At 66.7% G+C, this 22,003-nt stretch carries 19 protein-coding genes; 8 read left to right on the forward strand and 11 right to left on the reverse strand.

All coding sequences use genetic code 11. The annotated features are described in order from the left end of the window. Positions 1-194 precede the first annotated feature (194 nt). Together hpnN and BLA15945_RS05505 are read left to right on the forward strand one after the other, a co-directional pair. Positions 195-2,828: a hopanoid transporter HpnN gene (hpnN, locus tag BLA15945_RS05500; RefSeq protein ID WP_174991715.1), complete on the forward strand. Its 2,634-nt coding sequence runs from the start codon at positions 195-197 to the stop codon at positions 2,826-2,828. Next, entirely contained in the window at positions 2,821-3,816 is a 996-nt protein-coding gene (locus BLA15945_RS05505; protein ID WP_174991716.1) for an MlaA family lipoprotein, read from the forward strand. The genes hpnN and BLA15945_RS05505 overlap by 8 nt, the downstream gene beginning before the upstream one ends. Before the next feature lie 109 nt (positions 3,817-3,925). Here the strand turns inward: BLA15945_RS05505 and BLA15945_RS05510 are convergent, their stop codons facing one another. The 5 genes from BLA15945_RS05510 to BLA15945_RS05530 all read right to left on the reverse strand — a co-directional run bounded on the left by BLA15945_RS05510 (position 3,926) and on the right by BLA15945_RS05530 (position 9,328). After that, positions 3,926-4,582, reverse strand: a complete 657-nt coding sequence (locus BLA15945_RS05510; protein WP_059238323.1) for a phosphorylase — start codon at positions 4,580-4,582, stop codon at positions 3,926-3,928. Between the two features lie 54 nt (positions 4,583-4,636). Further along, on the reverse strand, positions 4,637-6,610 hold the full coding sequence (shc, locus tag BLA15945_RS05515) for a squalene--hopene cyclase (protein WP_174991717.1): 1,974 nt from the start codon (positions 6,608-6,610) through the stop codon (positions 4,637-4,639). An 11-nt stretch (positions 6,611-6,621) separates the two neighbouring features. Beyond that, the gene (hpnE, locus tag BLA15945_RS05520) at positions 6,622-7,875 is read right to left on the reverse strand and encodes a hydroxysqualene dehydroxylase HpnE (protein ID WP_174991718.1); all 1,254 of its coding nucleotides are present in this window, start codon (positions 7,873-7,875) and stop codon (positions 6,622-6,624) included. A 13-nt stretch (positions 7,876-7,888) separates the two neighbouring features. Beyond that, entirely contained in the window at positions 7,889-8,737 is an 849-nt protein-coding gene (gene hpnD, locus BLA15945_RS05525; RefSeq protein ID WP_059238317.1) for a presqualene diphosphate synthase HpnD, read from the reverse strand. Between the two features lie 258 nt (positions 8,738-8,995). Then, positions 8,996-9,328 (reverse strand): hypothetical protein, encoded by a 333-nt coding sequence (locus BLA15945_RS05530; RefSeq protein WP_059238315.1) that lies wholly within the window; start codon positions 9,326-9,328, stop codon positions 8,996-8,998. A 192-nt stretch (positions 9,329-9,520) separates the two neighbouring features. Between BLA15945_RS05530 and BLA15945_RS05535 the strand changes: the two genes are divergently transcribed. After that, positions 9,521-10,405, forward strand: coding sequence for an alpha/beta fold hydrolase (locus BLA15945_RS05535; protein WP_059238313.1), 885 nt, complete (start codon positions 9,521-9,523; stop codon positions 10,403-10,405). Positions 10,406-10,421: 16 nt separating this feature from the next. Here the strand turns inward: BLA15945_RS05535 and BLA15945_RS05540 are convergent, their stop codons facing one another. The 3 genes from BLA15945_RS05540 to BLA15945_RS05550 are packed head-to-tail and all read right to left on the reverse strand — an operon-like array spanning position 10,422 to position 12,344. After that, positions 10,422-11,360 carry a GGDEF domain-containing protein gene (locus tag BLA15945_RS05540; protein ID WP_059238311.1) on the reverse strand — a complete coding sequence of 313 codons (939 nt, stop codon included), beginning with the start codon at positions 11,358-11,360 and terminating at the stop codon, positions 10,422-10,424. Continuing rightward, the gene (locus tag BLA15945_RS05545; protein WP_059238309.1) at positions 11,357-11,983 is read right to left on the reverse strand and encodes a chemotaxis protein CheC; all 627 of its coding nucleotides are present in this window, start codon (positions 11,981-11,983) and stop codon (positions 11,357-11,359) included. Before BLA15945_RS05545 ends, BLA15945_RS05540 begins: the two co-directional genes overlap by 4 nt. Further along, positions 11,976-12,344 (reverse strand): response regulator, encoded by a 369-nt coding sequence (locus BLA15945_RS05550; RefSeq protein ID WP_011548759.1) that lies wholly within the window; start codon positions 12,342-12,344, stop codon positions 11,976-11,978. Before BLA15945_RS05550 ends, BLA15945_RS05545 begins: the two co-directional genes overlap by 8 nt. 471 nt (positions 12,345-12,815) lie before the next feature. On the opposite strand from BLA15945_RS05550, the gene BLA15945_RS05555 reads away from it, so the two are divergent. After that, positions 12,816-15,065: a hybrid sensor histidine kinase/response regulator gene (locus BLA15945_RS05555; protein WP_174991719.1), complete on the forward strand. Its 2,250-nt coding sequence runs from the start codon at positions 12,816-12,818 to the stop codon at positions 15,063-15,065. A 61-nt stretch (positions 15,066-15,126) separates the two neighbouring features. Here BLA15945_RS05555 and BLA15945_RS05560 read toward each other — a convergent pair whose 3' ends face one another. After that, positions 15,127-15,681, reverse strand: a complete 555-nt coding sequence (locus BLA15945_RS05560; RefSeq protein ID WP_059238305.1) for an NADPH-dependent FMN reductase — start codon at positions 15,679-15,681, stop codon at positions 15,127-15,129. A 367-nt stretch (positions 15,682-16,048) separates the two neighbouring features. Between BLA15945_RS05560 and BLA15945_RS05565 the strand changes: the two genes are divergently transcribed. After that, positions 16,049-16,648 (forward strand): RNA polymerase factor sigma-70, encoded by a 600-nt coding sequence (locus BLA15945_RS05565; RefSeq protein ID WP_174991720.1) that lies wholly within the window; start codon positions 16,049-16,051, stop codon positions 16,646-16,648. Continuing rightward, on the forward strand, positions 16,626-16,841 hold the full coding sequence (locus BLA15945_RS05570) for a zf-HC2 domain-containing protein (RefSeq protein WP_081051974.1): 216 nt from the start codon (positions 16,626-16,628) through the stop codon (positions 16,839-16,841). The genes BLA15945_RS05565 and BLA15945_RS05570 overlap by 23 nt, the downstream gene beginning before the upstream one ends. Before the next feature lie 123 nt (positions 16,842-16,964). On the opposite strand, the gene arsC is transcribed toward BLA15945_RS05570, so the two are convergent. Next, positions 16,965-17,321, reverse strand: coding sequence for an arsenate reductase (glutaredoxin) (gene arsC, locus BLA15945_RS05575; RefSeq protein ID WP_059240865.1), 357 nt, complete (start codon positions 17,319-17,321; stop codon positions 16,965-16,967). 958 nt (positions 17,322-18,279) lie between these two features. Between arsC and parA the strand changes: the two genes are divergently transcribed. Both parA and BLA15945_RS05585 read left to right on the forward strand, forming a co-directional pair. Further along, positions 18,280-18,942, forward strand: a complete 663-nt coding sequence (gene parA / locus BLA15945_RS05580; protein ID WP_059238301.1) for a ParA family partition ATPase — start codon at positions 18,280-18,282, stop codon at positions 18,940-18,942. 23 nt (positions 18,943-18,965) lie between these two features. Next, complete coding sequence (locus BLA15945_RS05585) at positions 18,966-20,027, forward strand: ParB/RepB/Spo0J family partition protein (RefSeq protein ID WP_059238299.1); 1,062 nt, start codon at positions 18,966-18,968, stop codon at positions 20,025-20,027. A 92-nt stretch (positions 20,028-20,119) separates the two neighbouring features. Here the strand turns inward: BLA15945_RS05585 and BLA15945_RS05590 are convergent, their stop codons facing one another. Continuing rightward, positions 20,120-21,487, reverse strand: a complete 1,368-nt coding sequence (locus BLA15945_RS05590; RefSeq protein WP_059238296.1) for a replication initiation protein — start codon at positions 21,485-21,487, stop codon at positions 20,120-20,122. Positions 21,488-22,003 lie beyond the last annotated feature (516 nt).

A 22,003-nucleotide genomic window follows, 5' to 3' on the forward strand; every position in this document is an offset into this window, starting at 1 on the left:
TCATTTGTCACACGCAATGCAGCCCCGCACCGATTATGTAAATATCCCCATACAAATGAACCGGTCGCCGGTATCGATTCCGCCGCCGCGAACAAATCTCCTTCCCGCCCCGAAACCCCCAACGTCACGACCGCCGCCACGCCGCGCCGGTATACTTGGCTACTTTGCCCTTGCCAGCCGCTCCCCACCGCCACATGGTGACATCTCTCATCGTCCGACTCGTTGCGTGGTCGGTGCGCCGCCCCGTCTGGGTCGTCGTCCTGTCGCTCGTCATCGCCGCCTTCAGCGGCGTCTACGTCGCGCAGCATTTCAAGATCAACACCGACATCAGCAAGCTCGTCGATGCGGAACCTCAATGGGCCGCGCTCGGCCAGGCCGTCGACAAGGCGTTCCCGCAACGCAACGGCACGATCCTCGCGGTCGTCGAAGCGCCCGCGCCCGAATTCGCGAATGCCGCCGCGCATGCGCTGACCGAAGCGCTGCAGAAGGACGCCGATGCCGGCCGCATCGGACAGGTCGCCGAGCCCGGCGGCGGGCCGTTCTTCGAGCACAACGGTTTGCTGTTCCTGTCGCCGCAGGACGTCTCCGATACGACGTCGCAGCTCGCGAGCGCGCGTCCGCTCGTCAACGAACTCGCGAAGAACCCGAGCCTCACCGGGCTCGCCACCACACTGGCCACCACGCTCGGCCAGCCGCTGCTGACCGGCCAGGTGAAGCTGTCCGCGATGGCGAAGCTGCTCGCGCGCAGCGCCGCGACGGTCGACGACGTGCTGGCCGGCAAGCCGGCCGCGTTCTCGTGGCGCGCGCTGGTCGACAACGATGCCGCGCGGCAGCCCGCGCGCGCGTTCGTCACCGTGCAGCCGGTGGTCAACTACGGTGCGCTCAAGGCGGGAGCGGAAACGAGCCAGGTTATCCGCGACGCGGCCCGTTCGCTCGACCTCGAAACGCGCTACGGCGCGGCCGTGCGCCTGACCGGCGAACAGCCGCTCGCCGACGACGAATTCGCTTCGGTCGAAGACGGTGCCGCGCTCAACGGTGCGCTCACGCTGCTCGCCGTGCTCGTGATCCTGTGGCTGGCGCTGCGCTCGAAGCGGATGATCGGCTCGGTGCTCGTCACGCTGTTCGTCGGTCTCGTCGTGACGGCCGCGCTCGGCCTCGCGATGGTCGGCTCGCTGAACATGATCTCGGTCGCGTTCATGGTGCTGTTCGTCGGCCTCGGCGTCGACTTCTCGATCCAGTACGGCGTGAAGTACCGCGAGGAACGCTTCCGCGATCCGCGCATCGATCACGCGCTGATCGGCGCCGCGCACTCGATGGGCATGCCGCTCGCGCTGGCTACCGCGGCCGTCGCCGCGAGCTTCTTCTCGTTCATCCCCACCGCGTATCGCGGCGTGTCCGAGCTGGGCCTGATCGCGGGCGTCGGGATGTTCGTCGCGCTGCTGACCACGCTCACGCTGCTGCCTGCGCTGCTGCGCCTGTTCGCGCCGCCGGGCGAATCGAAGACGCCGGGCTTCCCGTGGCTCGCGCCGGTCGACGATTACCTCGATCGTCATCGCAAGCCGATCCTGATCGGCACGCTCGTGGTCGTGATCGGTGCGCTGCCATTGCTCGCGTTCCTGCGCTTCGACTTCAACCCGCTGCACCTGAAGGATCCGAACAGCGAATCGATGGCGACGCTGCTCGCGCTGAAGGATTCGCCGGAAGCCGCCGTCAACGACGTGACGATGCTCGCGCCGTCGCTCGCCGAAGCCGACGCGGCTGCGAAACGCCTCGACGCGCTGCCCGAAGTCGGCCACACGACCACGCTGTCGACCTTCATCCCTGCCGACCAGCCCGCCAAGCGCGCGGCGATCGCCGCGGCCGCGAGCGACCTGCTGCCCGCGCTGACGCAGCCGGCCGCACCGCCCGCGACCGACGCGCAGCGCGTCGCCGCGCTCAAGCGCGTGTCGGACCTGCTCGGCTACGCGGCCGAGGATCACCCGGGCCCGGGCGCGGCCGCCGCGCAGCACCTGTCCGCGTCGCTCGCGAAACTCGCGGCCGCCGACAGCGCGACGCGCGACCGTGCCGAGCGCGCGTTCGGCGACACGCTGCGCATCGCGCTCAACCAGCTCGCGTCGCTGCTGCAGCCGCAGGACATCACGCGCGAATCGCTGCCGCCGCAACTCGTGCGCGACTGGGTCGCGCCGGATGGCCACGCGCTCGTGCAGATCTCGCCGAAGGTGCCGAAGGGCGTCGACCCGAACGACGACACGATGCTGCGCCGTTTCGCGAAGACGGTGAAGGCCGCGGAACCGGGCGCGACCGGCGGGCCGATCTCGATCCTGCATTCGGCCGACACGATCATCAACGCGTTCCTGCATGCGGCGCTGTGGTCGATCATCTCGATCACGGTCCTGCTGTGGATCACGCTGCGCCGTTTCGGCGACGTGCTGCGCACGCTGGTGCCGCTGCTCGTGTCAGGCGTCGTGACGCTCGAGATGTGCGTCGTGCTCGGCATGCCGCTCAACTTCGCGAACATCATCGCGCTGCCGCTGATGCTCGGCGTCGGCGTCGCGTTCAAGGTGTATTTCGTGATGGCGTGGCGCGCGGGGCAGACGGGGTTGCTGCACTCGAGCCTCACGCATGCCGTGCTGTTCAGCGCCGCGACGACGGCGACTGCATTCGGCAGCCTGTGGCTGTCGCACCATCCGGGCACGTCGAGCATGGGCAAGCTGCTCGCGCTGGCCCTGACCTGTACGCTGATCGGCGCCGTGGTGTTCCAGCCCGTCCTGATGGGCAAACCGCGCGTCAAACGCGCCAAGAACCAATCGCAAGGAATCAATGAATAAGGTGCGAATCATTGCGGCGACCGTCGCCGCCAGCGCGATGCTGTCCGGCTGCGCGACGGGACCGAACCGCAATCCCAACGACCCGCTCGAGCCGATGAACCGGGCGATGTACAAGTTCAACGACACGGTCGACACGAACATCGCCCAGCCGATCGCGAAGGGGTACCAGAAGGTCACGCCGACCCCGGTACGTACCGCGATCAGCAACTTCTTCTCGAACCTCGGCGATCTCGGCAACATCGCGAACAACCTGCTGCAGCTGCGCATCACCGACGCGACGGAGGATCTGATGCGCGTGGCGATGAACTCGCTGTTCGGCGTCGCCGGCCTGATCGACATCGCGACGCCGGCCGGGCTGCCGAAGCACCACCAGGATTTCGGGCTGACGATGGCGCGCTGGGGCGTGCCGTCCGGCCCGTACCTCGTGCTGCCCGTGTTCGGGCCGAGCACGATCCGCGACGGCGTCGGCCGCGCGGTGGACGTGCGTTTCAACCTGCTGAACTACATCGAGCCGGCCGCACGCAACCCGATGTACATCGCGCAGTTCATCAGCGCGCGTTCCGACCTGCTCGGTGCGACCGACCTGCTGAAGCAGGCCGCGCTCGATCCGTATTCGTTCGTGCGCGACGCGTACCTGCAGCAGCGCAAGTCGCTGACGTACCGCAGCCAGTCGTCGTCGGCCGCGCTGCCGACCTACAACGAACCGGGTGAGTCGGGCACCGTGCCGGCCGCGACGCCGGCCGTGCCGGGGCTGCCGAACTACGAGGATCCGGGCGAGTCGGGCGGCGCATCGGGTGCCACGCCGAACAGCGCGCCGGCTGCGCCGGGGTTGCCGCAGTATGACGATCCGGGCGCGGACAACGCGATGCCCGCGAGCGCGCCTGCTGCAGCACCGGCAGCAGCGTCGGCCGCCGTACCGGCGTCGTCCCGTTCGGCGACCGTGCCGGCCGCACCTGCCGCACCTGCCAGCGGTCCGGCCGCGCAGTAACGCCGCAACGGCGACCGCGCAAAGACAAAGAGCGCTGCATCATGCAGCGCTCTTTTTTTGTCCGTACGAAGCGGGAAACGGGGAAGCGGGGAAGCAGGGAGAAAGTCGCTCAGACGATCCGCATCGCGCCCGTACGCTCGAACGCGTGCCGCGCCTGGATCAGCGTCGTGCGCGCCGCGCGCGCGTCGCTTGCGACCTGCAGCAGCGGGCCGAGCTGCGACGGTTGCTTCAGCAGTTCGCGCAGGATCGGCAGGATCGCCGTGCTGCCGTCGTCGCGCAGGCCGGCCGTCGCCGCGCGCGGCAGCGTGCGCCACGCCGGATCGACGATCGCGCGGCACACGGCGAACGGCACGCCGCGCGCCGCCGCGAAGGCCGCCGCGATGTGCGACTCCATGTCGACCGCGAGTGCGCCTTTCGCCTGATGCAGCGACGTCTTCTCCTGTTCGCTGACGACCGGCGCGCCGACGGCCGCGATCGTGCCGCGCGTGACGCGCGCCCAGACCGGTGTGTCGTGCAGCGAGGCGACGAGCCGTGTGCTCCAGCCCGCATCGGTCTCCACGCGGCCGAACGGCCCGTCGATCGCGTTCGCGATCACGAGCGCGCCGGGCACCAGGTCGGGCGCAAGCCCGCCCGCCGTGCCGAAGCTGATGATGCCCGCGCAACCGCGCGCGGTCGCGTCGGCCAGCGCACGTTCGAGCCGGTCGGCCCGCGCGGCGAACACGGCCTCGACGCCATCGCCGCGTGCGATGCGCGCCTCGAATGCCATCCCCGTCACCGCGATGACGGGCAATGCGCCGTTGTGTCGTGATACGCCCACGCGTTACATCCCGACCGTGACGCGCGTCGCGTTGTCACGCTTCAGGTTGCGGTAACGCGCCAGCGCCCACAGCGGGAAGAACTTGCGATAGCCGTGGTAGCGCAGGTAGAACACGCGCGGGAAGCCCGTCGCCGTGAAGCGCGTCTCGTCCCACAGGCCTGCTTCGTTCTGCTGGGCAATCAGATAGCCGACGCCGCGCGCCACGGCCGGGTTGTTCACCTCGCCGGCCGCCATCAGGCCGAGCAGCGCCCAGGCCGTCTGCGACGCCGTGCTCGGCGCCTGCTCGAAGCCGCGGTAGTTCAGCTTGTAGCTGTCGCCGTCCTCGCCCCAGCCGCCGTCCTTGTTCTGGATCGACAGCAGCCACTGCGCGCCGCGCTTCATGCGCGGATCGTCCGGCGTCAGGCCGGCCGCATTCAGCGAGCACAGCGCGGTCCACGTGCCGTACACGTAGTTCATCCCCCAGCGGCCGTACCAGCTGCCGTCCGGTTCCTGTTCCTTCAGCATGTAGTCGAGCGCGCGGCGGGCCGGCTCGCTGTTCAGCGGCGTCTCGCCGAGCTGCGACAGCATCGACAGGCAGCGGCCCGACACGTCGGACGTCGGCGGATCGAGCAGCGCACCGTGATCGGAGAACGGGATGTTGTTCAGGTAGTACTGCGTGTTTTCCGGTTCGAACGCACCCCAGCCGCCGTCGCTGCTCTGCATGCCGACGACCCATTCGCGCGCACGCGCCATCGACTCGCGATACGTGTCCGATTGCTCGAGCTTCTGCGCACGATCCATCGCCATCACGACCACGGCCGTATCGTCGACGTCCGGGTAGTGCGCGTTCGCATACTGGAACGCCCAGCCGCCGGGCCGCACGTGCGGGCGGCGCGAGATCCAGTCGCCGCGCACGTCGAGGATCTGCAGCGGACGCAGCCATTCGAGGCCGCGCATCACCGCCTGTTCCGCGCGTGCATCGCCGGTCTCGAGCAGCGCATGCGCGGCGAGCGACGTGTCCCACACCGGCGACAGGCACGGCTGGCAATACGCTTCGTCCTCGTGCACGACGAGCAGCTTCTCGAGCGCCTTGCGCGCGATCGCACGGTTCGGATGATCTTCCGCGTAGCCGAGCACGTCGTACATCATCACCGCGTTGGCCATCGCCGGGTAGATCGCGCCGAGGCCGTCCTCGCCGTTCAGGCGCTCGTCGACGAACGACACGGCCTGGCGGATCGCGCGTTCGCGCGTGTAGCTCGGGAACAGGCCGTCGACCGCGCGCAGCGCATGGTCGACCACGCGGAAGAACGCGAACCAGCCGGCGCTCTGGTGGCCCTGGCGCGGCAGCAGCCCGGCGTTGACGGGCGGATCGATGAACAGCTCGTCGATGCGCACGCCGCGCGGGTTCTTCGCGATCGGACGCTTCGCGTTCAGCACGAGCAGCGGCACGATCACGGTACGCGCCCAGTACGACACCTTCGACAGGTGGAACGGGAACCACTGCGGCAGCAGCATGATCTCGACCGGCATCATCGGCACCGCGCGCCACGGAATCGCACCGTACAGCGCGAGCTGGATGCGCGTGAACACGTTCGACATCTCGGCGCCGCCCATCGCGTGGATCGCCTTTCGTGCGCGCTGCATGTGCTCGGCGTTCTCGTCGTCGCCGATCACCTTCAGCGCGAAATACGCCTTCACGCTCGCGCTGATGTTCGGCGCGCCGTCGGTGAACAGCGGCCAGCCGCCGTCGGCCTGCTGGATGCGGCGCAAATACTTGCCGATCTTCTGCTCGAGCTCGAGGTTCGGCGTCTCGCCGAGATAGTGCACGAGCAGCACGTATTCGGCGGGAATCGTCGAATCGGCTTCGAGCTCGTAGACCCAGTGTCCGTCCGCTTGCTGCGCGGCCAGCAGCGCGTCGGTCGCACGTGCGACGGCCGCGTCGACGCCGGCCGGCACGGCGCCGGCGGACAAGGTAGCCATTTCGGTGAGATCGTTCATCGGTCCCTCTCTTATTGTGTCTGGAGCACGTCCGCGGCCAGCTGGCCGGAACGGATCGCGCCCTCGATCGTGGCGGGCAAGCCGGTGGCAATCCAGTCGCCCGCCAACACAAGATTGGTCCAGCGCGTACGCACGGCCGGACGTTTCATTTCCTGCGACGGCACCGCCGCAAAGCCCGCGCGCGGCTCGACGACGAGCTGCCACGCGGGGATGGTTTCCGGGTTCGCGCCGGTCACGCGCGCGACGTCTTCCCAGATGCGCCGCGCGAGCGTATCGCGCGGCGTGTCGAGCCAGCGGCCCGCGTCGCGGATCGTCGCCGCGAGCTGGCCGCCGCCGGTGCGCACCGCATCGACGACGCCGTTCACGACGGTCGTCTGCAACGCTGCGCCGACCGGCGATTCGACCGCGAAATACGCGGTCACGACCGCGCTGAACGTGTCGGGCGCGGTGAGTTCAGGTACGAGCGGCTGCGCGACCTCGGGCGGCACGGCCAGCACGACCGCGTCGCCCGGCGCGAGATCGATACGCTCGCCGCCGACCGAAACCGCATCGACCGCATTGCCGTGCGCGCCGAATTCGAACGCGTCGAGCCGCGAATTCAGCCGGATCTGCGCGCCGCCATGCTGCAGCATCCGCAGCGCGGGTTCGACGAATGCGCTGCCGAGCCCGTGGCGCGCGACGAGCGGACGGCAGCCGGGGCCGCCTGCGGCAAACGTGCCGCACAGCGCGGCGCGCGCGAGTTCGGCGCTCGCATGGCGCGGCTCGACGTTCAGCACACCGAGGAAATACGGCCGCAGCCAACGATCCCACAGCACGCCGTCGCATCGCATCGTCTGTGCGAGCGAGCGGCCCGTGCGCGCGAACGCGAGCGGGGCAAGCGCGAGGTAGTCGAGCGGCGTCGTGCCCGGCGCGCGCGACGCGGCATCGAACAGCCACGACGGCCAGCGCCCGTTGCCGAAGCGCAGCGTCCAGCGCTGCTGCGACGCGACGTCCACGACCGGAAACTCGGCCAGCGCAGGCCCCGCGAGCTGATCGGCCGCGCCGATCGCGCGCAGGTAGCGCTGCGTCGCGGGCTGTCCCGCGAATACCGAGTGCAGCCCGCTGTCGAGCGTCGTGTTCAGCGTCCCGTCGAACCACGAACGGCAGCGGCCGCCCGCGTGGGCATGCGCGTCGTGCAGCACGATGCGCCGCCCGCGGCGTTGCAGCTCGACCGCGGCCGACAGGCCCGCGAGTCCGGCGCCGATCACGTGGACGGTTCTGGGCATCGACGCAGTCGACTCAGAACAGCGCGTAGCGCGCGGCGATCATCAGCATGCGTGCCTTCGGCTTGCGCAGCGGCGCGCGCGGCGCGGCAAAGCCGCGTGCGATCGCGGCTTCGAGAATGCAGCGATACGCGCCCGACATGATGCGCGGCGCCTTCACCTGCGCACGCGGGCAGGTATCCATCACGGCGTCGGCCTGACGGAAGTGCTCGAGCGCGCGCTCGACGAGCGTCGCGCACACGCGCGGCAGCGCCGGATCGCGCACGATCGTCGCCGGATCGGTGATCGCGATGCCTTCGCGCGCGAGCAGTTCGCGCGGCAGGTAGCAGCGGTTGATCGCCGCATCGTCGTCGATGTCGCGCAGGATGTTCGTCAGCTGCAATGCGCGGCCGAGGTGGTGCGACAGCTTGATCCCTTCGGCTTCCGGCATCCCGAAAATCCTCACCGACAGCCGGCCGGCCGCGCTCGCCACGCGATCGCAGAAGAGGTCGAGCGTCGGCTCGTCGGGCGCGCAGATGTCTTCGACCGCATCCATCGCCATCCCGTCGATCATCGCGTGGAAATCGTCGCGCTGCAGGTTGAACGCGTGGATCTCGCGGTCGAGCGCGGCCAGGTGGCGCGGCGGACGGCCGGCGAAACACGCGTCGATGTCCGCGCGCCAGCGATCGAGGCCCGCGTTGCGCTCGGCGCGCGGCAGGTCGCTGTCGGCGATGTCGTCGACTGCGCGGCAAAACGCGTAGACCTGGAACATCGCATCGCGCTGCACCGCAGGCAGGATGCGCATCGCCAGATAGAAGGAACTGCCCGATGTGGCGGCAGCGGCGTCGGTTTCTTGTTCGTCCACGACGGAATTGGAAACGGCCAAGACGAGCTCCACGGAGACACCCACGCGGGGCGATTGAAGAAGCCATGCCCGGCTGGGATGGTCAGGGTGTCAATGCGTGCGAGATATGCGAACGATCGACGCAGACAGGCACAAATTACCGGCCGGAAGCCGGAATTGGGCGAAAGTATAGCAATCTTTGAAGTTCGATGGCGGACACGCGCCGCGCCCGGCGGGGCGCCGGGCACCGCTGTCGGGCCGGCGCGGCGGCCTCGGCGGCAACGGGTGCCGCACGGCGCGTCAGCCGTAAACGACGTCTCGCTGCAGGTCGAGCGCAATGAGCCCCATTTCACGCGTGAGCTGCAGCATCGAGCGGCGCTCGAGGCGCGAACCCATGAAGCTCGTCACGCGGCCGTCGGGCTCGGCGGTGAACTGGAAAACCGCGCCGCCGGTGCCGAACCACGCGCCCGGCACGTCCGGCGATTCCCGCCAGTCGATTTGCTCGAACACGCGCGCGATACCCGCGCGCACCAGGTCGCCCGGGCCGATCGGCGGTGCGATGTCGCCCAGGTCGTCGAGCGAATAGGGGCCGGGCTTGTCCGGCTTCCGGTAGAAGAGATAGTCGACGTTCATGGGGCGCAATCGCGGGCAAAGTCACAAATTAGCGCGCTTCGGCACAAATTCAAATCGTATCCGGATGAAATGTGGCCTGCGCGAGACAAAGGGGTTGGATCGAAGCCGGACACGCGATCGCGCTGCGCGTTCGCGTCTGGATACCGGCGGGTTCGTCTAAGATGACACCTTTCTCGAAAAAATACGGACACCATGGAGACGAACGACACCGCCCCCCCGCAGTCCGGCCATCCCGTTTTCGTGCTCGTGCACGGCGCCTGGCATGGCGCGTGGTGCTACGCGCACGTCGCGGCTGCGCTGGCCGCGCGCGGCCACCTGTCGATCGCGCGCGACCTGCCCGCGCACGGCATCAACGCCCGCTTTCCCGCGTCGTATCTCGCACGGCCGCTCGACAAGGACGCGTTCGGCGCCGAGCCGTCGCCGGTCGCGAACACGACGCTCGACGATTACGCGACGCAGGTGATGCAGGCCGTCGACGACGCATACGCGCTCGGCCACGGCAAGGTCGTGCTGGTCGGGCACAGCATGGGCGGCCTCGCGATCACGGCGGCCGCCGAACGCGCGCCGGAAAAGATCGCGAAGATCGTCTACCTCGCGGCCTTCATGCCGGGCTCGGGCGTGCCGGGCCTCGACTACGTCCGCGCGCCCGAAAACAAGGGCGAGATGCTCGGCCCGCTGATGCTCGCAAGCCCGCGCGTGGCCGGTGCGCTGCGCATCGATCCGCGCAGCGGCGATGCCGCGTATCGCGACACGATGAAGCGCGCGTTGTACGAAGACGTGCCGCAGGCCGACTTCGACGCCGTCGCGAACCTGATGACCTGCGACGTGCCGGCCGCGCCGTTCGCGACCGCGATCCCGACGACCGCCGCGCGCTGGGGTGCGATCGACCGTCACTACATCAAGTGTCTCGAGGATCGCGTGATCCTGCCCGCGCTGCAGCAACGCTTCATCGACGAAGCCGACGCGCTCGCGCCCGGCAACCCGACCCACGTGCACCAGCTCGACAGCAGCCATTCGCCGTTCATGTCGCAGCCGGCCGTGCTGGCCGGCGTGCTCGCCGACATCGCGAAAAGCTGAGCGAAGCGGGCGCGGTTTACGCGTAGGCGACCGAACGATCGCGCCCGAGCCGCTTCGCGCGATAGAGCGCGGCGTCGGCCTCGTTGACGAGCACGTCGCTGGTCGGCGCGCCCGTCTTCGCGCACGCGCCGCCGACGCTCGCCGTCACGGGCACGCTGACCCCCTCGGCATCGACCGGCAGGCTGCCGATCGCATCGCGCACCTTGTCGGCCACCAGCATCGCCTCGTCGAGATTCGTGCACGGCAGCAGCAGCGCGAATTCCTCGCCGCCGAAGCGGCCGAACGTATCCTGCGCGCGCACGATCGACGCGACGCGACGCGCCGTCTCGCGCAGCACGGCGTCGCCGGCCGCATGCCCGAAGCGGTCGTTGATCGTCTTGAAGTGGTCGAGATCGAACAGCAGCACCGACATGTCGCCGCCGTAGCGCTGCCAGCGCGCGAATTCGTCGCCGAGTCGCGCCTCGAAGAAGCGCCGGTTCGCGATACCGGTCAGCCCGTCGCGATTCGCGTGTTCGCGCAGCTTCGCGACCGCTTCCTCGCGCTCGCGCTGCATCACGCTCACATGCGTGACGTCCGAGATCGTCACGCACACGGCCTCGACGTCGCGGCCGCGCGTGAGCGGCATGAACGTGCAGTCCTGCTGCATGTAGTCGACGCCGCCGGTAATCGGGCGGTCGTGCTCGAAGCGGAACAGGTAGGGGCGCTGCTCCCATGAACTGAAGGCGAAGCTGCCGAGCTGGAACACGCTCTCGAGCTTGCGCGACAGCCACGCGTGCGGCAGGTCCGGAAAGCGGTCGAACAGGTTGCGGCCGATCACGTCGGCCGCCGGGATGCCGCTGTGGTCCTGCATGAAGCGATTCCACATCAGCACGGTCATCGAACGGTCGAGCACGAACAGGCCGAAGCCGACCCGCTCGATCACGAGGTCGCTCAGCGACGGGGCGGCGGCCGTCATAGCGCGGACAGCAACGCGTCGAGCGCGTCGCCCATCAATCGGATCGAATCCTCGGCCATCAGCATCACGAAGTGGGCGCGGAACGTGTGGTCCTCGAGCCCGAAGTTCACCTCGAGCAGCAACGCGACGCTCCACGCAAGCATGTTCGGCTCGAAGACGTCGTCGAACGACACGTTCGCGCCGAGCAGCCCAGGCGGAAAAAACACGGGCTTGCGGCCGAGTTCGTCGAGGATCGACGCGACGCACGCCCCCATCAGCACGTTCGCGACGTCGAACACGAGCTCGTCCGGCGTCGCCATCCCGCCATACACGCCGTCGCCGAACGTGCGGTCGACGACCGACATGAGCCGCGCGACGCCCGACGTGCGGCACAGCACGATCGCCTCGCCCTTGATGTCGGAACGGAAGCCCTGGCGCACGGCGGTCACGTTGTCGTGAATGCCCGTCATCTCGCGCAGCGCGTTGCCCGCGTCGGCCGCTTTCACGACGCGCACGCGCGGCACCGACAACTCGATGAAGCGCCCGAGCAACAACGCAAGCCGCGCGGCGGCGCGGCCCATTGCAAGGTTGGCGATCTCCTGCAACGCGTCGCGTTGCTCCGCCGTGAACACCGATTCAGGCATACAACCCATACTCCTTGAGAATGGGCAGCAATGCCTCCGACGTCACGGGCTTGGCAACGAATGCGATCGCGCCCAATTCACGCACGCGTGCTTGCGCCTGCGGCTGGATATCGGCGGATACCACGATCACGAACGTGTTCAGATCTTCGTGGCGCAGTGTTTCCAGGACCTGATATCCGCTCATGTCGGGCATCGTCAGGTCCAGAAACATCACGGAAGCTTTGCCGTCACGATAGAGCGCCAAGGCCTCGCGACCATTCGCTGCATACGCGACGTCAACGTCCCAGTCTCCCGGCAGCGCCTTTGTCAGAAGTTTGCGAGCGAGCAGCGAATCGTCGGCAATTACAATCGGCAAAGGCATGGGGCGATGCGGTATACGGAATGGTCTCTCTCGCGTTAACGACCGCGCGGCGCACTTCTTTAGGGGGCCATGCGTTCGGGCGCGGGCAACCGCCTTGCGGCCGTGCGCGGGCGTCGCGACGCAGGTGCGCGCGACGCCCGCGCGGCGATCGCCGGCGGGCGCATATATCTGTCATAGGGAAAGCAAGGCGCGATTCTCGGAGTAAACCGGAGGCGATGCAACTCGCCATTTTCACCATTTCGAACAGAATCGGTCCGATCCCACGCCATTCCGAAAACAGCCCCGATCATTTTCGAGATAAGCACGCAAAATTTTTCCTTGTGTACGTTTGCGCTGCCGGATTCGTCGCGTTTTCAATCTAACAGTTTCCCTCTGTCAGATTCGACAGGATCTCGCACGTCCGGCGCGGCGCGGCGGGCCCCCCCAACTCGTTTATGATGGCAGGCACCTCTGCCTCACCCGCTTTCCTCGATGACGTCCGAACGGCCTGCCGACTCCCACGCTCCCGCCCATCCGCCCGCCGACGACTGGCAGGACGACGGCAGCTACGCGTCCGGCGCACCCGAGCACGATTTCGCGGTTCGCCGCGTGACGCTGATCGTGCTGCTCGTCGCGGCGATCGTGCTGCCGTGCATCTACGTGGTGGTGATGGCGTACAACGACCTGAAGGCGCGCGAGGCCGCCGCGGGCGACGTGACGATGCGCACGGTGCGAGTTGCCGAGGAACACGCGCTCAAGGTGTTCGACCTGAGCGAGACGCTCGATGCGCGCATCGTCGACCTCGTGCAGGACATGGACGACGCGACCGTGCGCAACAAGGAATCCGACATCCACGAAGCGCTGAACACGATCGGCGGCGGCTATCCGCAGGTGGCCGCCGTGTCGATCTTCGGCGCGAGCGGGATGCTGCTCGCCAACAGCCTCTACTATCCGGCACCGTATGCGTCGATCGCGAACCGCGACGACTTCGCGGGCATCCGCGACGGCAAGGTCATCGAACACATCTCGCGGCTGATGATGGGGCCGCTCAAGCTCGAGAACATTCCGGTGTTCAACACGGGCGTCGCACGGCGCCATAGCGACGGTTCGTTCGCCGGAATGGTGTCGATCGCACTGAAGTCGTCGTATTTCAACGCGTTCTACCGCGACCTGCTCGGCGGCGCGGGCACACCGATGACGATGGCGCTCGCGCGTTCGGACGGCGCGGTGATCGCGTCGTATCCGCCGCCGCCGTCGCTCGCGCACACCGATCGCTCGGTCACGTTCGGCGACGCGCGCAACGATGCGCGTGCGGGCGTCGTGCGCGTGCGCCACGATGGCGCGAGCAGCGAGATCGTCGCGTACCGCCAGGTCGGCAGCTACCCCGTCTACGTGACGTGCGCGTACCGCACGTCGGCAATCTGGCATGAATGGTACGAACACCTGAGCGTCCTGTTCATCTCGATGTTCGCGCCGTCGGTCGCGCTGTGGTCCGTGATCTGGCTGTCGCTCAAGCGGCTGAAGGCGGAAGAGGAGGCGTGGGACCGCTGGCAGGCCGAAGCGTCGATGCGGCGTTCGATCGAGTCGGCGTACCGGCAGTCGCGCAAGATGCAGGCGCTCGGCAACCTCGTCGGCAGCGTCGCACACGACTTCAACAACCTGCTGATGATCATCTCGAGCAACGTGCAGATCGCACGGCGGCGCGGCGTCCAGCATCTCGACAAGGAACTCGGCGCGATCGAACGCGCGCTGAAGAACGGACAGTCGCTCACGCGCCAGCTCCTCGGCGTCGCGCGCAAGCAGCCGCTGCACAACGAGACGATCGACGTCGGGCAATGGGTCGGCACGTGCCGCGAATTGCTCAAGACGTCGCTCGGGTCGAAGTCGTCGCTGGTCGTCGCGATCGAGCCCGGCGTCTGGCCGATCCGCGTCGACGTCGCGGAGCTCGAGCTCGCCGTGATCAACCTCGCGGTCAACGCGCGCGACGCGATGGCGACGGGCGGGCGCTTCACGGTCGGCGCGCGCAACGTGACACTGCGCCGCGAGGACGGCTTTCCGCTGACCGGCGATTTCGTGCAGATCTCGCTCGACGACACGGGTTCAGGCATGGCGCCCGACGTGCTCGCGCGCGCGTTCGAACCGCTGTTCACGACGAAGGCGCAGGGGATGGGAACGGGGCTCGGCCTGCCGCAGGTGTTTGCATTCTGCGAACGCTCGGGCGGCCTCGCGACGATCGACAGCGCGGTCGGCGCCGGCACCTCGGTGCGCCTCTACCTGCCGCGCGCGCGCGCCGAGGATGTCGTCGCGCGGCCGCCGGCCGTCGCACACGAAGCAGGCACCGGCGCGCTCGCCGGCCTGCACGTGCTGCTCGTCGAGGACAACAGCGAAGTCGCGGCCGGCACGGAAGCGCTGCTGTCGCTGCTCGGTCACCGCGTGACCTATGCGCCCACCGCCGACGATGCGCTGCGCCTGATCGAAGGCGCGGCCGCGAACGATGCGTTCGATCTCGTGATTTCGGATATCCACATGCCGGGCAGCCTGAACGGCATCGACCTGGCCGAAGCGGTCGAGAAGCGGCCGGGGAAGCTGCCCGTGATTCTCGTCACGGGTTATGCGGAGGAACTCGACCGCACGCGCACCGTCAACGTCCGCGTGCTGTCGAAGCCGTTCGACATCGCGCTGCTCGACGAGATCCTGCTGGGCATCCGCGAAGCGCGCGACGCACGGCACGCCGGCACGTGACCCGCTGTTGTGCGGGCCGGCGCCGGCGGTGTGAGCGGGGGAGCCGATCAGGCCGGCGTCATCAGGCCGATTTCAGCAGGCGCACCCAGCCCGCGTAGCGATCGACGAAGCCCTGCAGGAACTTGCGGGTGTCCTCGCTGACGATCTGGCCTTGATCGTCGATGCGCGCCGGGTCGTGCTTGACGAACATCTCGGGCTGGCCGAGCGTCTTCACGTCGAGGTATGCGAGCACGTTGCGCAGGTGCTGCTGCGCGAGCGCGGTGCCCGCGGCGCCCGGCGACGTGCCGAGTACCGCACCCGGCTTGCCCGACCACGAGTTGGCCCCCCACGGGCGCGAGCCCCAGTCGAGCGCGTTCTTCAGCACGCCCGGGATCGACCGGTTGTACTCGGGCGTGACGAACAGCAGCGCGTCGGCGGCTTCGATCGACTGCTTGAAGCGCTTGGCGACTTCCGGGAAATCCGCGTCGTAGTCCTGGCTGTACAGCGGCAGTTCGCCGATCTCGACGAACTCGAACGAAAAATCGGCAGGGGCGAGCGAGATCACGGCGTGCGCGAGCGCACGGTTCGTCGATGCGCGGCGCAGGCTGCCGACGACGACCGCAATACGATAGGACATGGCATTCTCCTTCCAGTGAGTGAGGAATCGGATCGATTGCTTCCGAATGGGCGACAAAGGTCTGTTTATAGGCAAGCCAGCCCGCGAGCCGTCCCACGGGGCCGTCCGGCCGACTTTCCACAAGGTTTTCCACAGAAATTGTGGATAACTCGACCGTTATGTTCTGACGTTACAGATTGCCTGCCGCGCGGCGCCGTCGACGCGCGAGCCGGGGTTCGGCAAGCATAGCGCAGCGCGCCGGCCGGTTTCGTGAATTCGTGACGGAACATGCGTTGCAGGGTGGCGATGCGCCCAGTAAGCTGCTCGCACGGCGACGCGCCCGCTCCATGACGTCCGCGCGATCGCTTCGAGACACTGCAACCCAGACATGCCGTCCACCTACGACGATCCCGTTTATCTCGCGCAACTGCGGCGCGACCTGCTGCGCTTCGCGCGGCTCCAGCTCCGCGATGCCGACGCGGCCGAAGACGCCGTGCAGGAAGCACTGGCCGCCGCGTGGTCGCACGCGGGCGATTTCGCAGGGCTGTCGGCCCACAAGACCTGGGTGTTCGGCATCCTGCGCAACAAACTGATCGACGTGCTGCGCGCGCGGCAGCGGACGGTCAGCCTGGCCGCGCTCGACGCCGAGCTCGACGGCGAATCCGTGCTCGATCGCGAACTGTTCAAGGAAAACGGACACTGGGCCGCACATGCGAAACCGCGACCGTGGCCGAAGCCCGAAACGCTATTGCAACAGCAGCAGTTCTGGACGCTGTTCCAGGTCTGCCTCGATCACCTGCCGGAGCAGATCGGACGCGTGTTCATGATGCGCGAGTTTCTCGATGTCGAGATTGCGGACATCTGCAGCGAATTGACGCTGACGACGAATCATTGCAGCGTGCTGCTGTATCGGGCGCGCACGCGCCTGCGAACCTGCCTGAGCGAAAAAGGACTGACGACCGAAGATGCTGCCGGGGAAATGTACTGACATCACGCGACTGCTGTCGGATGCGCTCGACCGGCATCTGACGCTGCACGAGCGACTACAGGTGCGCTTGCATCTGCCGACCTGCAGCGGATGCAGAGCCTATCGAGGGCAGATTTCGCTGTTGCGGACGGCCGCGAAAGCGGCGGCAGGGCGGGAGCCGGACGATGACGGTACGTCGTCCGGGGAGCGCTAGGGCGCTCGTGTTGTGCCGCTACCGTTCGCGTCGCGAGCGGCGGGCTGCCCGGCGATCGCATCGGCATCGCGTGCCGGTGCGTGTGCCGGGCTGATGCTGTAAGAAAAATACACCCATCAAGAATTATTCGAACAACGCCTTCACCGATTCGGGCGGCCGGCCGATGGCTGCCTTGCCGCGGTATACGACGATAGGCCGTTGCAAAAGAATCGGGTGCGCGGTGATCGCTGCGTAGGCTTCCGCGTCGGTCAGATCTGCGCGAGCCAGATCGAGTGCCTTGTACGGCTCCTCGCCGTCGCGCAGCATGTCGCGAACCGGGCGGCCGAGCTGCCGATGCAGCGTTTCCAGTTCCTCGACCGTCGGCGGCGTCTTCAGGTACTCGACGACGTTCAGCGGCGTGCCAGTGGTATTCAGCGACTCGACCAATGCAAGCGTCTCGCGCGACTTCGAGCATCGGGGGTTGTGGTAGATCGTGATCATCATTCAGGCCTGGATGGTAGAGCCCAGTATTGTAGCCAGTCTGTGTCGAGCGGCCGGTGGGATGGGCCAGGCCAGGCCAGACCGGTCGCGGATTCGGCCACGCGCTATACGGTCGAGCGACGTAGTGCGTCTTGAGCGCGAGAGGGGAGTGCCACAGGGCACACTTCAAAGCGTGGGTGTGTTTATGCGCATAAAGCCGGGGGGCACTATCTCGAGGTGATGGATGGCGACCCGCGAGCCAATGCCTTGTGACGGCCGCCTTGGGTGGAGGGAGGCTCGGATAATCGCGACGCAAGTCGGTTGGTTTATGCGCATAAAGCCTGCGATCGTCGGGTGAGATGCCTCACGATTCTGAGCGCAGCCGTATGCCGATGTGCCACCGCACCGAGGGTCTCGTTGGATCGGTATGTCGCCCCGTAGCGGTATCGTTGCCCTCGGATTCAGGCGACGTCGGCCCGTGCACCTTCGACTCTCGCCATCCATTGCCTCCGGTTTATGCGCATAAACGTCGCTTCCGGGCAATGCGTTGTGCCGGCGCACGTCGGTTCAGTGACTCGCCACGAGCCTGCGTACCTGGCCACGGTGTGCAGATCCCGATCCTCGCTCGCGCATGCCTGGCAATCTCGCACCCAGATCCGCTCTCTCGGTCTCCGCAGAGTTTATGCGCACAAACCCGTTCGCTCGCCGACAAGACCACTCCCATCCAGCGGAAGGGCAGCGCGTGAGCGACGATCGGCCCTCCCCGACGATGCAGCACGTCAAGGCAGAATCAGCGAGTAGCCCATCGACCTCTTCGAGCATCAGCCACGCCCTCAAAAGCCGGCCACCGATCTCCGCCGGCTCGTTTATGCGCATAAACCAATAGCCCGAATGGCTAATGCGTAGTTGTTGAACGACAATTTCATTGAAATTCAAATATCGTCCTGTAGAATTCCAACGACCAAAACAGGAGTGAAAATTGGCCGCGGAAATCATTGCAGTCACTCAACAAAAAGGTGGCGTCGGCAAAAGCACGATTGCCATGCACCTCGGCGCCGCGTTCCATGAAAAAGGGAAGCGCGTCCTCGTCATCGACGCAGACCGTCAAAACACGCTGGTTCACTGGTCGAGCGCATCGGGCGACAGCGAAAACGGCATTCCGTTTCCGGTCGTCAACCTTGCCGAAGCCGACGGCCAGATCCATCGCGAGATCAAGAAGTTCATCAACGACTACGACATCATCGTCGTGGACTGCCCGCCGTCGATCACCGAGAAAGTCTCCGGCGTCGTCCTGCTGGCCGCATCGATTGCCGTGATCCCGACATCGTCGTCGCCGGCCGATTACTGGTCGAGCGTCGGGCTGGTCAAACTGATCCAGCAGGCGCAAGTCATGAACGAAGACCTCCGCGCAGTCTTCCTGCTGAACAAGACCGAAGAGAAGCGCATGCTGACCCGCGAGCTCAAGCGTGCGCTCGAGGAACTCGGCTTCCCGCTGCTGAAGACGCAGATCCCGACGCGGGAGGCGTACAAGCAGGCGATGGCGCTCGGTCAGACCGTGCTGCAGATGAACGATCGCGGCGGCAAGCTGGCCGCTGCCGAAATTCGCGCATGTGCCGACGAAATCGTCGCCATGCTGCCCTGACTTTATGCGCACAAAGGAGTCACATGAAACCTTCCCAATTTGCCAAAGGATTCCAAGCGCGCCCGGATATCACGACGAGCGAGAAACGCACGGCGCTTGATCGGCTCAACGCGATTGACGGCATCGTCAAATCCGAGACGCCCGCCGCGGCACCGACCAAATCCGCGAAGAAAGACATCGCACCGCCGCCGGCGCCAGAACTCACGATCGATCCGTCGATCGACGAATCGCAGCAATATCGCGCGTGGCGCCTCGAAAACCGCTATGCGCCGGGGCAGGTGATCGAGCTGTCGCTGAAGGCGATCAAACATAGCCCGTTCAATCCGCGCCACTTCTATCTGAAGTCGTCGATTGCCGAACTCGCGGTCAACCTCGCGAAGCAGGGGCAGCAGCAAGCGATCCACGTGATTCCGGATTACGACAACCCGGGCACGTATTTCGTCAGCGACGGTGGCCGTCGCGTGCGGGCACTGAAGGAAGCGAACAAGGAAGCGGTCAAGGCGATCGTGATCGATGTGCCGATCGGTATCCAGAGCTACAAGCTCGGCTACGACCTCAACGTCCAGCGCGATTCGCAGACGGTGTTCGACAACGCCGTCGTGTGGCGTCGCTTCCTCGACGACAAGCATTTCCAAAGCCAGAAGGAGCTTTCCGAGCACCTCGGCCTCGACGAGTCGACGGTGGCCGTCGCGCTGTCGATCGGCAAGCTGCCGGAAGCGATCATGCAGGAAATGGTTGCGCGTCCCGATCGCTTCGGTTCGAACATGGCGTATCAGGTCGGCCGCTATCACAACGCGCGCGGTACCGAGGCCACGCTGCGGCTGATCAACAAGATCGTGTCGGACGATCTCAGCACGCGCCAGGTGTCGGACATCGTCAAGGGTCGCGTCGCGGCGCAAGAGACGCCGAAGGCAGCAGGCCGCCAGCGCTATGCGCAGCGTCTCGAGATCAAGCTCGGCGGCAAGTCGGTCGGCGACCTGAAGTCGTATGGCGAAGATCGCATCGAATTGCGCCTGCGCGGCCTCCCGAAGGACAAGCGCGACGCGATCCTCGAGCAGCTCGAGCGGATGCTGTTGTCGGAGTGATGGAAACGGCCGGCAGGGCCTGGTGAAGACGCCGGGCCCGCCCGACTGAAGGGCGGGGCCGGCGGCGGCCCGTCAGCGGGCCTGAGCGGGCCTCAGGCGGCCCGCGACTGGTTCAGCGTGAACGACAGCAGATCGCCGTCCGTCGGCTCGCCCCAGGTCTTCTGGGCCAGCCAGTCGAAAAATGCCGTCTCGGCCAGCTTGGAATCGAGGCCGCGCTTGCGCCAGTCGTCGCGCAGATGCGAACCCATCGTCGGCAGCGCCTCCGCTTCGAACGACTCGCGCGCCACTTCGCGTTCCGCGTCGCCCTGCTCTTCGTACAGCACCTTCGCTTCCTTGCGGCGGAACGCCGAGAACTCGCTCAGCAAACGCGCCTTCAGATCGTCCGGCTGGGCGGCCACGACCTTCGCGGACGGCGTGCCCGCAGGCAGCGCGTCGACCGACTCGACCGGCGGCGCATAACCCTTCTTCAGCGCATCCTTGAACAACGCCGGCGCGCTGCGCACCGGCGGCAGCGTCGTGCTGCGCATCCGCTGCTCGGTCATCTGCAGTGCGGCACGAATCCGGTTTTCCTCGCTGTCCGCGTACAGCGTCTGCGCTTCCTTCAGCGGGATCCCGAGTTTCACCATCCGGTCGACCAGCGTGCTGTCGAACACGTTCGGGTGTTCATCGAGCGCGAGCATCGGCTGCTTGCGTTCGGTTACGCGGAACTGGATCTCGGCGACCCGACGCCCTTCGCGATGCTCGATCAGCTCGACGAAGATGTTGGTGACCGCGTTGACTTCCGCGATCGCGGGGCGCAGGTAGTCGCGCTTGAAGTACTTGTACTCGCGCTTTGCCTCGTCGCCGGCTTCCGTGTCGGGCGTACCCGACAGGATCGGCCGCCACCATTCCCACGGCTCGCGCATCGTCAGGTGGCTCGGGTTCGTCAGGTAACGCACGCAGATCTCGTACAGTGCGAGACCGGCGCTGCTGCGCAGCTGGCTCTGGAACTGCAGGCTCAGGCGCGCATACTGGACCGGGTCGAGCAGCTTCTTCTTGATCTTCGGCGCGAACGAGAATTCGACCCACACGCGGCGGGTCGTCGGATCCTCGAGAATTTCCGCGTCGGCGATCAGTGTGGAGATCCCCCACTTGCGGCCGGGCTTCTGGCTCGACGTTCCCGTGCTCCATTCGACCTGCACCGACACCATGCGGCGCAGGTGTTCCTTCACCAGAGCGGTGTCGTTCGAATCGAAAGCGGAGTTGGCGACGATGTCCGACAGCAGCGCGCGATACGTATCGCCCGAGTCGTCGGCCTGCTGCGCGACGGCCAGCAGGACATTGAACAGCTTGCGAGTGAGGAGCGTGATCTTGCCGCTTTTCGGCTGAATGGCAATCGCCTCGACGGCCTTGCGCAATTCGGCTGAACTGGCACTCACCACATCCACATCGGTTTTCTTGGCGCGCTTCGTCGTGGCCATACGTCGGGTCGGAGGTGAAGTTTCCCGGAAGGATAGCGCCTGCGGTGATGTGCGTCCAGAACGACATGCTCACCATAGCCGGTGAAGCGCACCGGCAAAACGGCACTCACCCCAACCGCTCCCGAAAACGCTCACCGGTCCGCCGTTGCAGCGTTTCGGACTCTTCCAGACGTGCCGCGGGATGCGCCGATTCACAGAATTTCACCTGTGCACGACACGTGCGAATTTCGCTCCCGTATCGGCTCACCTTTCGAATTGTCGTAATTTTGCGACTGCGCAACCGTGGGTTTCGCACAGGGTTGCGATTGCACCTCGCCGCACCTTCCCGATCACCTCGCATCGGCCTGTATGCATGTACAGGCACGGCTCGCCGGAATGTCGAATCCGGATCCGGCGCCTGGAAAAGCGCCGTCGAAACCGGCCTGCCCGGCCCGATCGGGCCTGTTTGATCGGCCCGGGCGCGCATTGTACAGCGCGCCAATCGCGCCGGGTCCCGAAAATGCTCACCTTGAGCAC

The sequence above is a fragment of the Burkholderia arboris genome (assembly GCF_902499125.1).
GTDB classification, from domain to species: domain Bacteria; phylum Pseudomonadota; class Gammaproteobacteria; order Burkholderiales; family Burkholderiaceae; genus Burkholderia; species Burkholderia arboris.